The organism is Acinetobacter sp. TY1 (assembly GCF_048551395.1).
Classification (GTDB): Bacteria; Pseudomonadota; Gammaproteobacteria; order Pseudomonadales; family Moraxellaceae; genus Acinetobacter.
In genome coordinates, this window is the sequence record NZ_JBLYZK010000020.1 from 1 (window position 1) to 14,977 (window position 14,977).

The 14,977-nt window shown below is 36.6% G+C and carries 13 protein-coding genes; 7 read left to right on the forward strand and 6 right to left on the reverse strand.

Going from position 1 to position 14,977, the window contains the following annotated elements; all coding sequences use genetic code 11:
• Nucleotides 1–221: 221 nt before the first annotated feature.
• Nucleotides 222–785, reverse strand: a complete 564-nt coding sequence (locus ACK2M2_RS11515; RefSeq protein WP_409512424.1) for a peptidylprolyl isomerase — start codon at nucleotides 783–785, stop codon at nucleotides 222–224.
• Nucleotides 786–953: 168 nt separating this feature from the next.
• Between ACK2M2_RS11515 and ACK2M2_RS11520 the strand changes: the two genes are divergently transcribed.
• Nucleotides 954–1,661 (forward strand): acetoacetate decarboxylase family protein, encoded by a 708-nt coding sequence (locus tag ACK2M2_RS11520; RefSeq protein ID WP_419348572.1) that lies wholly within the window; start codon nucleotides 954–956, stop codon nucleotides 1,659–1,661.
• Nucleotides 1,662–1,728: 67 nt separating this feature from the next.
• On the opposite strand, the gene ACK2M2_RS11525 is transcribed toward ACK2M2_RS11520, so the two are convergent.
• Complete coding sequence (locus tag ACK2M2_RS11525) at nucleotides 1,729–2,793, reverse strand: alpha/beta hydrolase (RefSeq protein WP_419348574.1); 1,065 nt, start codon at nucleotides 2,791–2,793, stop codon at nucleotides 1,729–1,731.
• 213 nt (nucleotides 2,794–3,006) lie between these two features.
• Here ACK2M2_RS11525 and ACK2M2_RS11530 point away from each other — a divergent pair, with 213 nt between their 5' ends.
• The 5 genes from ACK2M2_RS11530 (at nucleotide 3,007) to ACK2M2_RS11550 (ending at nucleotide 8,750) form a co-directional block, all read left to right on the forward strand.
• Nucleotides 3,007–3,483: a hypothetical protein gene (locus tag ACK2M2_RS11530; RefSeq protein WP_419348576.1), complete on the forward strand. Its 477-nt coding sequence runs from the start codon at nucleotides 3,007–3,009 to the stop codon at nucleotides 3,481–3,483.
• 677 nt (nucleotides 3,484–4,160) lie between these two features.
• Nucleotides 4,161–4,703 (forward strand): nucleotide exchange factor GrpE, encoded by a 543-nt coding sequence (grpE, locus tag ACK2M2_RS11535; protein WP_409512428.1) that lies wholly within the window; start codon nucleotides 4,161–4,163, stop codon nucleotides 4,701–4,703.
• Nucleotides 4,704–4,820: 117 nt separating this feature from the next.
• A complete protein-coding gene (gene dnaK, locus ACK2M2_RS11540) occupies nucleotides 4,821–6,761 on the forward strand; it encodes a molecular chaperone DnaK (protein ID WP_409512429.1) in 1,941 nt (646 codons plus the stop codon).
• Between the two features lie 589 nt (nucleotides 6,762–7,350).
• Nucleotides 7,351–8,268 (forward strand): matrixin family metalloprotease, encoded by a 918-nt coding sequence (locus ACK2M2_RS11545; RefSeq protein WP_419348580.1) that lies wholly within the window; start codon nucleotides 7,351–7,353, stop codon nucleotides 8,266–8,268.
• Between the two features lie 104 nt (nucleotides 8,269–8,372).
• Entirely contained in the window at nucleotides 8,373–8,750 is a 378-nt protein-coding gene (locus ACK2M2_RS11550; protein WP_409512431.1) for a hypothetical protein, read from the forward strand.
• 84 nt (nucleotides 8,751–8,834) lie between these two features.
• Here ACK2M2_RS11550 and ACK2M2_RS11555 read toward each other — a convergent pair whose 3' ends face one another.
• From ACK2M2_RS11555 to ACK2M2_RS11570, 4 genes are all read right to left on the reverse strand, one after another.
• Entirely contained in the window at nucleotides 8,835–10,127 is a 1,293-nt protein-coding gene (locus tag ACK2M2_RS11555) for a lytic murein transglycosylase (protein WP_419348656.1), read from the reverse strand.
• Between the two features lie 502 nt (nucleotides 10,128–10,629).
• Entirely contained in the window at nucleotides 10,630–11,751 is a 1,122-nt protein-coding gene (locus ACK2M2_RS11560) for a 5-(carboxyamino)imidazole ribonucleotide synthase (protein ID WP_419348583.1), read from the reverse strand.
• Between the two features lie 56 nt (nucleotides 11,752–11,807).
• The gene (gene purE / locus ACK2M2_RS11565; protein WP_409512433.1) at nucleotides 11,808–12,320 is read right to left on the reverse strand and encodes a 5-(carboxyamino)imidazole ribonucleotide mutase; all 513 of its coding nucleotides are present in this window, start codon (nucleotides 12,318–12,320) and stop codon (nucleotides 11,808–11,810) included.
• 181 nt (nucleotides 12,321–12,501) lie between these two features.
• The gene (locus tag ACK2M2_RS11570) at nucleotides 12,502–12,849 is read right to left on the reverse strand and encodes a DMT family protein (protein ID WP_419348587.1); all 348 of its coding nucleotides are present in this window, start codon (nucleotides 12,847–12,849) and stop codon (nucleotides 12,502–12,504) included.
• Nucleotides 12,850–13,603: 754 nt separating this feature from the next.
• On the opposite strand from ACK2M2_RS11570, the gene mpl reads away from it, so the two are divergent.
• A complete protein-coding gene (mpl, locus tag ACK2M2_RS11575; RefSeq protein WP_419348659.1) occupies nucleotides 13,604–14,971 on the forward strand; it encodes a UDP-N-acetylmuramate:L-alanyl-gamma-D-glutamyl-meso-diaminopimelate ligase in 1,368 nt (455 codons plus the stop codon).
• Nucleotides 14,972–14,977 lie beyond the last annotated feature (6 nt).

Genomic DNA, 14,977 nt, shown 5'->3' on the forward strand with positions numbered 1-14,977 from the left:
TACTTAACAACTCAGCACTTCGCGCTTCGTTCGTTTCCGTCTATCTCGTCGGTATGGGGTGCATTCTATACCATTTCAGTTTGATGACAAGTACTTTTAACCAATTGTTTTATCGTATGTTGTATTTTTAAACGATATACTTTTTAAAAAACAACATATTTCTCATAAGTATTTAATTATAAAGCAGAAACATATTTTTTTATTTCTGCTTTATTTTTAAATTATTTTGTAGGTACTGTTTTGTAGCTAATACTGAGAATTTTAATCGGTTGTTTAGGCACATCTTGATACATACCGTAGCTTCCTGTCGGCACATTAACCATCTTATCGACAATTTCCATACCTTTAGTAACTTTACCAAATACAGCATAACCAGGATTACCTGCAGCTTTATTTAGAAAGTCATTATTTGCAACATTAATAAAAAACTGACTGGTTGCTGAATCTGGATTATTGGTACGTGCCATTGCCAATGTACCACGTGTATTTTTCAGACCATTTGAAGACTCATTTTTAATGGCTGCCTGAGTTGGCTTTTCAATCATTTTTTCATTCATACCACCGCCTTGAACCATAAAGCCTGGGATGACACGATGAAAAACAGTTCCGTTATAAAAATTCGTTTTAGCGTAGTTTTTAAAGTTAGCAACTGATAATGGTGCTTTATCATCATAAAGCTCAATATCAATGTTACCAAGATTGGTTTTAATTTGCATGTCTGTATTGGCAAATGTATGACTCGCAAGAAGTACCAAACCTAAACTTAATCCTATCTTTTTGATCATTCTTTTATTTCCTAAAACGTTTTAAATTCATGATGACTATATTAGTCTGCTTTGAATCATGAAAGTTATTTCGATTACAAACATTGAATAAATATTATCAATAACGTCATACAGTATTTTGCATATCTTCAATAAAAAATACATATTTAAAATGAAGGATTACCTTTTATGAATCAAATAGTTTTAGCACAGCATTTACATACTGAATTGCCTTGGCATCTTTCGGGTGAAGGCTATATTTTAAATTATTGGCTCAATCCACAATTGATTGAGCAGTTTATGCCTTTTGGTTTAAAAAAATCTAAATTCGGTCGCTTAGTTCAAATCATGCTCGTGCGTTATCACAGTTCACCCGTTGGTCCTTATGATGAATTACTTTTTTTAGACCATGCCAGCAATGGTTTAAATATGCATTCGCATATACCTAAAATTTATGTTTCAAGCCAAGCTTCCGTAGATGAAGGGCGCTATCATTGGGGGATTCCTAAAGAACTTGCTCAATTTGAGTGGAGTTTTTCACCAACTCAATTGAGCTGTCAAATTTCGGTGAACAATGAAATACTTAATATTCAACTAAATTTATCTCAAAAAACTTTACCAGTTCAGATCTCTTCTCGTATTTTTCCTGCTCATTTTTTTAAAATTGAACAACAAGATCAACACTACAGCTATCAGTTCGCACCTCATTTTAAAGGTCACTTAGCTTATATTCCTCATGCCGAATGGCAAAACACTCAAAATATTTTCCCCGATCTATCGCAAGCAATTTTTATGAAAGGCTTTTATTCGACTGACTTTCAGCTCACTTTTCCTGAGGCATTAAAAATAAAGTTATCCTCAAGTGAATCGTCTTTAAATGAACAAAGATCATATTAAAAAACCGTTGTTTCATGCTCATTTGAAACAACGGTTCGACTTAAAGCGAAATAAGCTTATTCAACAATTAATATTTATCCCAAAATTTACGGAATTCTTTACACATTTCAATTAAGTTCTTTTTCGCTTTTCTTGAAATTGGCGTCAGATTAATAAAGCCATGTGTTTGATCTTCATATTCATGATAATGCGCTTTGACACCTTCTTGACGTAATTTATAAGCATAAATTTTGCCTTCATCGTGCAGAACATCGTGCCCTGCTGTCACAATAAAAGCAGGTGCAACTTTTTTTAACTGACCATTAATGGGCGAAATAATTGGATCATCAAGCTCCATTTTATGTCGAGTCACATAATAATCCGTCACATAGTCAATATCTTGTCCTGTCAGTACAAGACCATCTTTATAAGCAAAGAAAGATGGATGGCGACTCTTGAAATCTACAGCAGGATAAATCAAAAACTGCGCTGATGGCGCATAGCTTGTATTGACTGCACGTTGTGAAATCACTGCACTGATATTTCCACCTGCACTATCTCCTGCTACCGCAATACGATTTTTTAAAATTTTAAATTGTCGACGATTTTGATAGACCCATGCCAATGCATCTTCACACGATTGAATTAATGCTTTCGGTCCAACTTCAGGTGCCAGCGGGTAATCTATACTCAGTACTTGCGCTTTAGCATGCATGGCAATTAAACGACAAACTTCATCATGCGTGTCAACGCTACCCACCACAAAACCACCACCATGATAAAACACGATCATCGGCAGTTTTTTACCCGGCGCAGGATGATAATGTCGTGCGTAAATACTGCCACTTTGTAAGGGCAAACGAATGTCTTCAACAAATTGAACATGCGTAGGTTTATGAATAATAGACTGCATTTGTGATTCAAAGGCTTTGCGTGATCTCTCAACACTTTCCCCAATAAAACCTACTTTGCCTTGTTTTAACTGCGCTGCCATTAAACATTTGGTAAAGCTATCGAGCTGTGGGTACTGATAGGGATAACCCAATAGTTTAGCTAATGATTCTTGTGCAAATTTCGGTAAGCGATCTAAGGTACGACCTGCTGCACCCTGTCCCTGTTCAATCTTTTCTTGTAAATTTTGTGTAAAAACCATTACTGTTCATTCCTTAATTCTTATCCCTGACTCTTCATATTCTCTACATGATCAGTCTCAATATGACTATATTCTTATACAAGTCATATAATCAACATACAAATAAAACACTTAGATTAAGCTAATCTGACTCTATGTCCTTGTCATTGACAATTTTGCTTTTTAACAGATTTTTTTTTGCTATTGATGTATGAATTATTGGAGGCAATCAACATGATTAAAGCACTTATTGCAACAATCACTACCGCTTTTCTCGCTGTTGGCTGTGTTGCTTTTCCTGAGGATGGCTATTCATCACGTGGCGGTTATTATGGTAACACGAGTTATGGAACGTACGATGACCGAGGTTATAAACGTAACAATCGTCATTATGATGATCGCTATGAACGTGAGCGTGCTTATCGCTTACAACAAGCGCGTATTGAACAAGATCGCCGACAGCGTCAACTTGATCATGAACGTAGGCAATTTGATCAAACTAAACGTGATCAATACCGACTAGATCAAGCCAAATGGCAACAACGCCAACAGGAATGGCAAAAGAAACAACAAAACCACAACCATAACAATGGTCAAATGAATCGCCCAGATCATAAAACTGAGAACAATACATCTAACCTAAATCAAAGCAATAAGAAACGTGATAACCGTCGTGGAGCGTTCAATCATAGCAATAACCAAGACAGATAAGTCTTGATTCGCTCTCTCAAAATATAAAGCTTATACATTAAGCGAGGCATAATGGTATTTATGGCTCGCTTTTATTTTTCTATTTTCTATATAAAAAAGTCAATTCACTTTTTAATTGGCAAAAAAAAAAAGCTTACCCAATTGATTTGGATAAGCCATTAAAACAAAAAAAGAAACTACAGCTATAGATTCTAGTTAAATATAATACAGCGAGTATCCATACATGAAAAATACTTTTTTCACCTCTCTGTAATACCTTTTAAATATTAAATGATCAATCACCCCTGACTTTCAAAAGTTGTACTTAACTCTAAATTTTGATAATTCATGCCCTATTTACAATTATTTTTATATATAAAAATCAAAAATTTAAGATATTAAATTCAACTTATAAACCACACTCATACAATTGGCTTCACTCTATAAAAACTGACAGTTCAAGAATGATCGTTTTGCATACTATCATTCAAAAGTTATAGTCAATGTCATCAAAAATCAGCATTTTTAGACCAATATCGCTAATTAGGTAAATTTAATCGGCATTATTGCTTGAATTTTTATCTCTCGCCCCGATTTCTTTAGTAATCATGAAATTTATCACTCATGGCAGTTCAGAGTGAATATTGAAGCCTAAAGGACTGTACATGTTTAAGAACCTATTTAAAGGGAGCAAATCAATGGCGACTGAGCAAAACGAACAAGCTCAAGATCTTCAACAAGAGCAAATTGCAGAACAAGAATCGGCACATACTGAAACTGAACAAACTGAAGTGACTGCTGAAGATTTACAGCAACAAATTTCAGTTTTAGCCGAAAGCCTAAAACTTGAAAAAGCTCGTACTGCAAATGCTGTATATGAAGCTCAGAAAAGTGTTGAGCGCATTCAACGCGAATCTGAAAAGCACAAAGATACGGTTTTGGAAAAATTTGCCAAAGAGTTGCTTGATACAGTCGATAATTTAGAGCGCGCAATTGCTGCTGCAGGTGAAGACAATGCAATGGTTGAAGGCGTAAAACTAACCCTAAAATCTTTACTCACAACTTTAGAAAAATTTGGTGTTACCGAAGCAGACACAACACGTGGCTTTAATGCTGACCTCCATCAGGCAGTAGGGATTGATCCAACGGCAAAAGCCAATGAAATTGGCACTGTTCTACAAAAAGGCTACACCATCAACGGTCGTTTACTGCGTCCTGCAATGGTCATGGTAGGCGCCTAAGCCTTATAAACTTGAGAGTTTTTAATTTTTTTATGCATTTTGACTTGAAAAATTTTGAATGGCTCTCATATTGAATAACAAGCAAAACACTGTAAAAAAAATTGAGGAATATATCGCATGGCTAAAATTATTGGTATTGATTTAGGTACAACAAACTCTTGCGTAGCTGTACTTGAAGGCGACAAAGTAAAAGTAATCGAAAACGCTGAAGGCGCACGTACAACACCATCTATTGTTGCGTATAAAGATGGTGAAATCTTAGTAGGTCAATCAGCAAAGCGTCAGGCTGTAACCAACCCGAAAAATACACTATATGCAATCAAACGTTTGATTGGTCGTAAGTACCAAGATCAAGCAGTACAAAAAGATATTGGTCTTGTACCATACAAAATTGTTCAAGCTGATAATGGTGATGCTTGGGTTGATGTCAACGACAAAAAACTTGCACCACAACAAGTTTCTGCTGAAATCTTGAAAAAGATGAAGAAAACAGCTGAAGACTACTTAGGTGAAACAGTAACTGAAGCGGTTATTACCGTTCCTGCTTACTTCAACGATGCTCAACGTCAAGCAACTAAAGATGCAGGTAAAATTGCAGGTTTAGAAGTTAAACGTATCATCAACGAACCAACTGCTGCTGCACTTGCGTTTGGTATGGACAAGAAAGAAGGCGACCGTAAAATCGCTGTATACGATCTTGGTGGTGGTACATTTGACGTATCAATCATTGAAATTGCAGACCTTGATGGCGACCAACAAATCGAAGTATTGTCTACAAATGGTGATACATTCCTTGGTGGTGAAGACTTTGATAATGCATTGATCGATTATCTTGTTGAAGAGTTCAAAAAAGAACAGAACTTCAACTTAAAACAAGATCCTCTTGCATTACAACGTTTGAAAGAAGCAGCTGAAAAAGCGAAAATTGAACTTTCTTCATCAACTGCAACTGAAATTAACTTGCCATACATCACTGCTGATGCGACTGGTCCTAAACATTTAGTGATTAGCGTAACACGTGCAAAATTGGAAGGTTTAGTTGCTGATTTAGTTGCTCGTACCATTGAGCCTTGCCGTATTGCGCTTAAAGATGCGGGTCTTTCGACTTCTGACATCTCTGACGTAATCTTGGTTGGTGGTCAATCACGTATGCCAATGGTTCAACAGAAAGTTCAAGAATTTTTCGGTAAAGAACCACGTAAAGACGTAAACCCTGATGAAGCTGTAGCAATGGGTGCTGCAATTCAAGGTGCGGTACTTTCAGGTGACAAAACTGATGTACTTTTACTTGATGTAACTCCGCTTACACTTGGTATCGAGACTATGGGTGGCGTGTTAACAGCAATCATTGAGAAAAACACCACGATTCCTGCGAAGAAATCTCAAGTGTTCTCAACAGCTGCTGACAACCAACCTGCTGTAGATATTTCAGTGTTCCAAGGTGAACGTAAAATGGCTCAGCAAAACAAATTGTTGGGTAACTTCCAATTGGGCGACATTCCACCTGCTCCACGTGGTGTGCCACAAATTGAAGTATCATTTGACATCAACGCCGATGGTATCTTGAAAGTATCTGCGAAAGATAAGAGCACTGGTAAAGAGCAATCTATCCAGATTAAAGCAAACTCAGGTTTGTCTGATGCTGAAATCGAAGCAATGATTAAAGATGCTGAAGCGAATGCTGAAGAAGATCGTAAGTTCGAAGAACTTGCTAAAGCACGTAACGAAGCAGATGCTTTAGTTGCTAGCTCACAAAAAGCAGTAAAAGACCTTGGTGAACAAGTGACTGCTGATGAAAAAACTGCAATCGAAACTGCGGTTTCTGAGCTTGAAGCTTCTACTAAAGAAAATGACGTTGATGATATCAAAGCGAAAACTGAAGCTTTACAAAATATCATCATGCCAATTTCTCAACGTGCTTATGAAGCAGCACAAGGTCAAGGTGGTGCTGAAGGTTTTGATCCTAGCCAATTTGCTGGCGATGCGGGTCAACAACAAAAAGCGGACGATGGCGTTGTAGATGCTGAGTTCACTGAAGTTAAAGATGACAAAAAATAATTTGTCAATTTAACCTTGCTTTAAAATAAAAAAAACCGTACGAAAGTACGGTTTTTTTATGGTTTTAATTTTGAAGACATTCATACTTACAATGTAAAAAAGCATTTTTATTTAATGGTTTAGAATAATGAGATTATATAACTTAATCTAGCTAAATTAAGTTATAAGCTTAAGACTTGAAATTTGTATAAAAATGAGTAAATCCACTAAAGATAAACGAGTCAAAGCTTCTATTATTTTGTTTGCTCAGAACGATATCGATAGCATTTCCGTACAAAAAATTGGGGTGATGAAGAGCAAGTTATGGGTGAATATTTACCAAAAATCACTTATACATCTAAAACCGACTTTGAAGCTAAAGGCTGTAACTAATAACGTACTACTTTCCTCGTAACAATCCCAAGTATGCTGGAAAAATTTCCGACTTTTTTCAGCATTTTTATATCTTCAAATAATGATATAAATTTAAAATACATCATCCGTCTGAGTATTTATCTATAAATAAAGTAATTTACAAACTGACCACTATTCTCGAATACATTATTTTCAGCTAAATTATGAACAACGATAGAATACTTTTATAAAATTTATGCGCTTTTGGTTAATTATTGCAGCCCTTATTTTTACTGCTTATTTTGCATTTCAACGCATGCAACACCCTCAACTCAATCATAATTCTGTGATTGATCGCATTACTCATCCGACCGATACACGTCTGCGTTATCGTATTGGTCATGTTGATCCACGGTTTAATCTTACACAGGAGCAGGTAAAACGACTTACACAACAAGCTGCTGACATTTGGTATGCAGGTGCTAAACAAAGTTTTTTTGTCTATGACCCCAATGCTCAACTAGCAATTAACTTAATTTACGATGAACGCCAGGCAGAATCTTCCGCACGTAGTCAAGAAATGCGTATTTTAGAAAATACACGCCAATATACAGATGCTGAACACTTTAAAGTTCAACAGCTTGAACAAGAATTATTACAAGCGAAGCGAGAGCTTGATATTCAGCAAATAAACTACGAACAACGGTTGAACCAATATAATCAAATGGTCAATGCCCTAAATCAATCACAGCAACGCTATAGCGACAACGTAATGCAACAAATTCAGCAGCAAAAACAACAACTCCAACAACAACAAGTTGAACTGCAAACAAATACCGATATATTTAATCGTAAAGTTGAACATTTAAATCAGAACGTAAATCAGGCAAATTCGATTAATCATCAGTTCAATCAATCAGTTGATCAATTCAATCAGCGTTTTCAACCACGCCAATTTGATAAAGGTGTCTTCAATGGACGTGAAATTAATGTCTATGAGTTTCAGTCTGAAAATGATTTACGTATTACCCTCGCACATGAACTCGGGCATGCACTCGGCTTAAAACATAATGATGATCCTAAAGCGTTGATGTATCCTGTTATGAAAGAACAAAATTTATATCAATTTCAACTAACCAATGCCGATTTAGCCATGTTAAATTCAAGAAAGTAAACCATTTGAGTCAAATACTCTAAATCCATATTTTATATAAGGGTTTGATGCATTTTTTGCTCAACTTATGCTATTGTAAACTGAGTAATTTAAAGGAGATTGCGGTGAGTTATTATCATATTATTCTTGAAGTGAATGATCATATCAGCACGATTGAACAGAGCCGTGACATTGAAATTTTCGATATTACGGAACTTCAACCCTATCTCCATGCGGTTTTATTGCCATATTACAATGAGCAAATGATTGAACTTGAAGATGAAAATATTGAGTTCGAAGATGTGCTACATCTTTCTATTAAACAAACACTCTTGCCCATTCAACACCTAATTGAAGAAGAGCAAAAACAATTACCAAGTGATACAGATATTACAATATCTGCGTATGAAATTTTCAATGATCGTGCTCACACTCAAGATGTAACAGCCGTTATTTTTGATGTATTGGAAGCGGTTAAAATAGACAAAACTGATATCGAATAACTTTACACTTCATCATAAAGAAAATTTTGGATAAAAAACTATAAAAAAGGTCTGCAATTGCAGACCTTTTTTATAATCAATACATTACTTCATCATATTCTGTGCATTTTCATTTCTAAATGCTTTTAGAATTTGCTGTCCTGCACGACCCGTTTGAGTTAAACCTAAACGTGCTTGCTCTGTCTGAATCGCTTGGCGAGTTTTATCACCAATCAAACCATCTGCATCACCAATCGGATAACCTTTTTTCAACAAATAATTTTGAATTTCACGACGTTCTGCACGTGAAGTCCCAGGATCATTCGTCGGCCAAGCGGTTTGGATTGTTCCTTTACCTTGTAAACGATCAGACAAATGTGCGATGGCAAGTGCATAACTTTCAGCAGCGTTATAACCATAAATTGCATCAAAGTTTTTAAACACCAAGAATGCAGGACCATCTTTACCTGCTGGCATCATTAACCCTGCCGATGTATTCCCCGATAAATTTCCTTGAATAATAGGTGAACCATCAATACGGGTAAAGCTACGACTTTCCCATGAGCTGAGAGATTTTTTATTACGACGACTTTCGCCACCGACTGAAGCACTCTCAGGAATATTAACTTCAAAGCCCCATGGCATGCCTGTTTGCCATCCGCCACGTTTCAAAAAATTCGCAGTCGATGCCAAAGCATCTGCTGTACTTGAAACCAAATCACGGCGACCATCACCATCAAAATCAACCGCTAAACTTTCATAAGTCGATGGCATAAATTGCGTATGACCAAAAGCACCCGCCCATGAACCTTTTAGTTGCTCTTCTCTTAAATCGCCACGTTGTAAAATACGCATAGTCGAAAAGAACTCTCCACGGAAATAACCTTGCCTGCGCCCTTCGCAGCTTAATGTCCCAAGTGCTTGTAATAGTGGATACTTACCTGAAATATCACCAAAATTACTTTCTACACCCCAAACAGCAACAACTGTTTCTGCAGGTACACCATAAGCGGCTTGCACTCGATTTAGTACATCTCGGTGCTGTGCCAACATTTCACGACCTTTTGCGACACGCTCTTCATCAACTAAACCTGAAAGATAATCCCAAATGGGGGTTGAAAATTCAGGTTGATAATTCAGTTTTTCAATCACCGAATAATCAGGAGTTAAATTTTGCGTATAACGATCATAAGTCGAACCATTTACACCTGATGAAATTGCAGATGAACGTAAATTTGCCAAACAACTTTGAAAATTATTTTTAGGGTTAAATTCAGCATTCACATTTGGACTACTGATATTTATTGCTGTAGATGGCGTGCCATTTATTATGAGTTCAGCATTTGCTTGATTCACCGTGAATAAAAGTGAACCGCATAAAATTGAAAAACGAAGCATAGTATTCATAATCAGTTTTAACTTTAAATTATGTAAATACCTTATCAGTCTATGAATGAAATGACAGGTATAAATACGTAAAATTTGAATTCATTTGTTTATTTTTAAAATCACAGCATTTTGAATTTAAAAAAATTATCCACACCCAACTTCAGCAATAAGTTTAAATTCAAAGTGGCTTATACTTTAAATTCAAACTTTTCTTTATTTTTAAGTACAAAGTTCTGTGGATAACTTCGACATTCAATATTTTTCACATTATTTTATTTTGAATTCAAAATAAAATTGCACATTTAAATTTATTTTAAATTTAAAATTTGCTGCCATGGTGATATGACTTTATTGTTATTTTTTTATTTGTACTTTTATCTAACGACATTTTTTTATCACCGATCATGCCAAAAAAATGTCTGTAAAAATAAAGGAGGGGCATCATACCGAAATTTAAGAAATAAAAAAGCGATCATTTTCATGACCGCTTTTTTAACAAACAAAGTTGAGTTTAAATGCTCATATCTTCACTGAGTGACAATGGATTCGGCAAAATTTTCGCCAACTGACGACACAAAGTCACCAATTCAGCACTATCATTTGGCATCAGGGTAATATGACCAATCTTACGACCTTCACGTTCAGTCTTATTATAAAGATGTAAATGCGCACCATTGAGTGCCAATACATCTTCAGACTTCGGATGTTGACCAATAATATTGACCATCACCGTTGGACGAACAACTTCAGTTGAGCCTAATGGTAAACCTGCTACAGCACGAATATGATTTTCAAATTGCGAACAAATTGAACCTTCAATCGACCAATGCCCAGAATTATGTACACGTGGCGCCATTTCATTTGCATACAAACCTTTGTCTGTTACAAATAATTCAAGCGTCAACACACCGACATAGTTCAAATGATTGAGCAGGCGAGTAATATAATCCTGCGCTACAGGCTGTAAATCCACACTGTTTGGTGCAGGTACAATCGAGTGTGACAAAATACCATCGTGATGATGATTTTCAGCCAAAGCCCAAGTTTTCACATCGCCGTCTATACCACGTACAGCAATGATCGATACTTCACGTGAGAAAGTTACAAAACTTTCAGCAATGAGTTCACCCGCAGGGCCGAGTTCAGCCCAAGCTTGCTCAATTTGATCAGCTGTACGAAGTACAAACTGACCTTTGCCATCATAACCACCACGTGAGGTTTTAAGAACAATCGGTAACCCAAGTTCTGCAATAGCAACCTTTAACTCATCTAGAGATGTCACTGCCTTATACGGTGCAACAGGAATTGCGAGTTCATCAAACAAGGCTTTTTCAGATAAACGATGCTGTGCAATTGCCAAAGCCTGACGAGGTGGATGCACATCTTTTTGCTGGGTCAATACATCAACATCAGCGAGTGGAGTATTTTCAAACTCTAGGCTGAAAACATCTGCACTGACAATAAAATCCTGTAAACCATTTTCAGCTTGAGTGGAAATCACTTGACCTAAAGCTGCCGATGGGCAATCTGTGTTGGCTTCAAAAAAAGTACATTGAATATTAAGCGGTAATGCAGCTTGCGCCATCATACGACCCAATTGACCACCACCAAAAATACCGATGGTTTTATCCATAACGTATGTCCCGTTTATGCTTGGCTAGTCTAAATAATACTTAAAATTATTAAATATTAGATTTGACCTGGAATGTTTTTGCTCGCAACTTTATCGGTTTGTGCTGCACGAAAATCTGCAACATTTTTTGCAATTTCAGGACGGGTTAAACCCAAGATTTGCGCTGCCATAATTGCGGCATTGGTTGCGCCTGCTGGACCAATTGCCAATGTACCCACCGCAATGCCTGCTGGCATTTGTACGATTGAAAGCAATGAATCTACGCCATTTAAAATAGACGATTTAACTGGAACACCAAGCACTGGAAGATCAGTTTTTGCCGCACACATACCTGGTAAATGTGCTGCACCACCTGCACCTGCAATGATCACTTGAATACCGCGTTCACGCGCAGTTTCAGCGTATTCAAATAAACGGTCTGGCGTACGATGCGCAGATACCACTTCAGCTTCAAAAGGGACACCAAGCTGTTTTAGCATATTGGCAGTGTGTTCTAAGGTTGCCCAATCAGATTGAGAACCCATGATAATTCCAACTAAAGGAGCGTCTTGTACAGCGGCCGCATTCATTGCATATATTCCGTAAACGAATGTAAGGAAGTTTAAATACTGGTGATCAGTGTTTAAATGAATATCAAGAAGCTCACTATTATAGACTGATTTTTCATCTCAAGAAAATTTAACAGACATCGTAGGGCAATATTTTCATTATTTTTTATGGAAATAAGGCGAACTGAGTCAGGTTAATGAATTACTGACTTCTAAAGACAAAATATACACAGCCCAATAAACATAAGCCTGCCCACAAATAATCCAATTTAAATGGCTGTTTAAACAGAAATATCATAAAGGGAACAAAAACCAAGAGTGTGACAACTTCTTGGGTAATTTTCATCTGTCCTAATGCCCAGCCATGTTGTGAGAGCATACGTGTCGCAGGAATCATAAAACTATATTCGAGCAATGCTATGACCCAACCAAATAAAATGGCTTGCCATAACGGCGCATCATGTAAAAATTTTAAATGACCATACCAAGCCAATGTCATAAAACAGTTGGAGATAATAAGAAAGCCTAATGCTAAAAAAGTTAAATTCAATTATTCTTACTCCATAAAAACCAAATCCATTTTTAAAGATTTAAATTCTAATAATCAATTCAAGAGATATTACAAATGAAAAATTTTTTACTTGGTTTAATTGCACTATTTTCTTCCTCGATAAGCAATGCAGAACCATTAAAAGTACATTAAATCAACGAAACTTTTAATGATTTAGCTTATATGTTTAATCATGAACAAATAGATCCTATCTATAAATTGGATTTTTTAAAAAAATAAAGAATTAAACTTCAGCTATGACAGCCTTAAAATTGTAGATCAATACCTTTTAGAAGTCAGAAAAACGGACTTAGATAAATTATCAAATGAACAATTCGCACGTATTGTCGTTAGAGCAGGCGCCTATGTAGGTGAAACGATTAAAAGAAATGACAAATCGAAACAATGGAATTGGGTAAATTTTGAAAATGCACAAAAAATTAATTCTAAATTTTATAATGATAGTGAAAAGTCCCTTTCTTATGCGACCGTATTAACCAATGGTCAACAATTTACTTTTCCATTAAATAAAGTCATAAAGTTCTTAAATAATGATGAAGAAGATAGTCTATATTTCTATGCAGTATCATCGAGTAAATTACAATAACAACCTAAATGCTTTTTTCATTTTTACGATACAAGAAAAACTATCTTTTCCCTTAAAGCCTTGCTATCGTTGCTTTCAAATCAAATGAACATGACAACACCACAACAACAAAGTGATGTGTCTATAAAAGCAGTGGAGTTAAAACGAATGCATCTGCATATCTTAGGTATTTCTGGCACATTTATGGGTTCTTTGGCGCTATTAGCGCGAGATTTAGGACACAAGGTGACAGGTTCAGATCAAAACGTTTACCCACCAATGTCCACCCAGTTAGAAAATGCCGGTATTGATGTGATGCAAGGCTTTGACCGTAGCCATTTACAACCGCATCCAGACTTAGTCATTGTCGGTAATGCCATGAAACGTGGTATAGATGCTGTGGAATATATGCTCGATGTCGGTATGGCATATACTTCAGGTCCACAATTCCTTGCAGATCACGTTTTACAAGGCAAACATGTCCTTGGTGTTGCAGGTACGCACGGTAAAACCACCACTACAACGATGCTTGCGTGGGTACTAGATCAAGCAGGTTTAAACCCAGGATTTTTGATTGGTGGTGTGCCTTTAGGTTTTAGCCAAAGCGCACGTTTAGGTGGTGGAAAATATTTCTGCGTAGAAGCAGACGAATATGACTCTGCATTTTTCGACAAGCGTTCTAAGTTCGTTCATTACCATCCTAAAACTGCAATTTTAAATAACCTTGAATTTGACCATGCAGATATTTTTGATGACTTGGCTGCCATTCAAAAACAATTCCATCACTTAGTCCGTACTATTCCAAGTGAAGGTCGCATCATTGCACCGATCACTGAAACCAATATTGATGAAGTCTTAGAAATGGGCTGTTGGACACCTGTTATTCGTACCTCTTTAGATGCAAACGACTCGGCAGAAGTATATGCAGAACAATTATCTGCCGATGGTTCACATTTCAAAGTGCTACAACACGGTGTAGTTAAAGGTATTGTTCGATGGAACATGACAGGGCAACATTCGGTTGCCAATGCTTTAGCGACCATTGTCGCTGCTGAGCATGTGGGTGTTTCAATTGAAGTGGCGTGTGAAGCATTGTCAAACTTCGGTGGTGTAAAACGCCGTATGGAACTGTTAGATACAGTAAATGGCATTGAAGTTTATGATGACTTTGCACATCACCCAACAGCAATTGATACCACTTTAGAAGGCGCACGTAAACGCTTAGGTGAACGTAAACTTTGGGCGGTTATTGAACCACGTTCAAACACTATGCGTATGGGTTCACATAAAGATGGTTTGGCACATTCTGCTCGTTTGGCGGATGAAGTTATTTGGTATCAACCAGAAGGTTTAGATTGGGATTTACAACCTGTAATTGATGCTTCCCCAAATAAAGCGGTGGTTGCACGTTCACTCGATGACATTATCCAAACTGTGGTTGCGGAAGCTGGTGAGGGTGATGCCGTTGTCATTATGTCGAATGGCGGTTTTGGTGGATTACATCAAAAATTACTTACTGCGTTAAAATCAAAGTAATTTGAT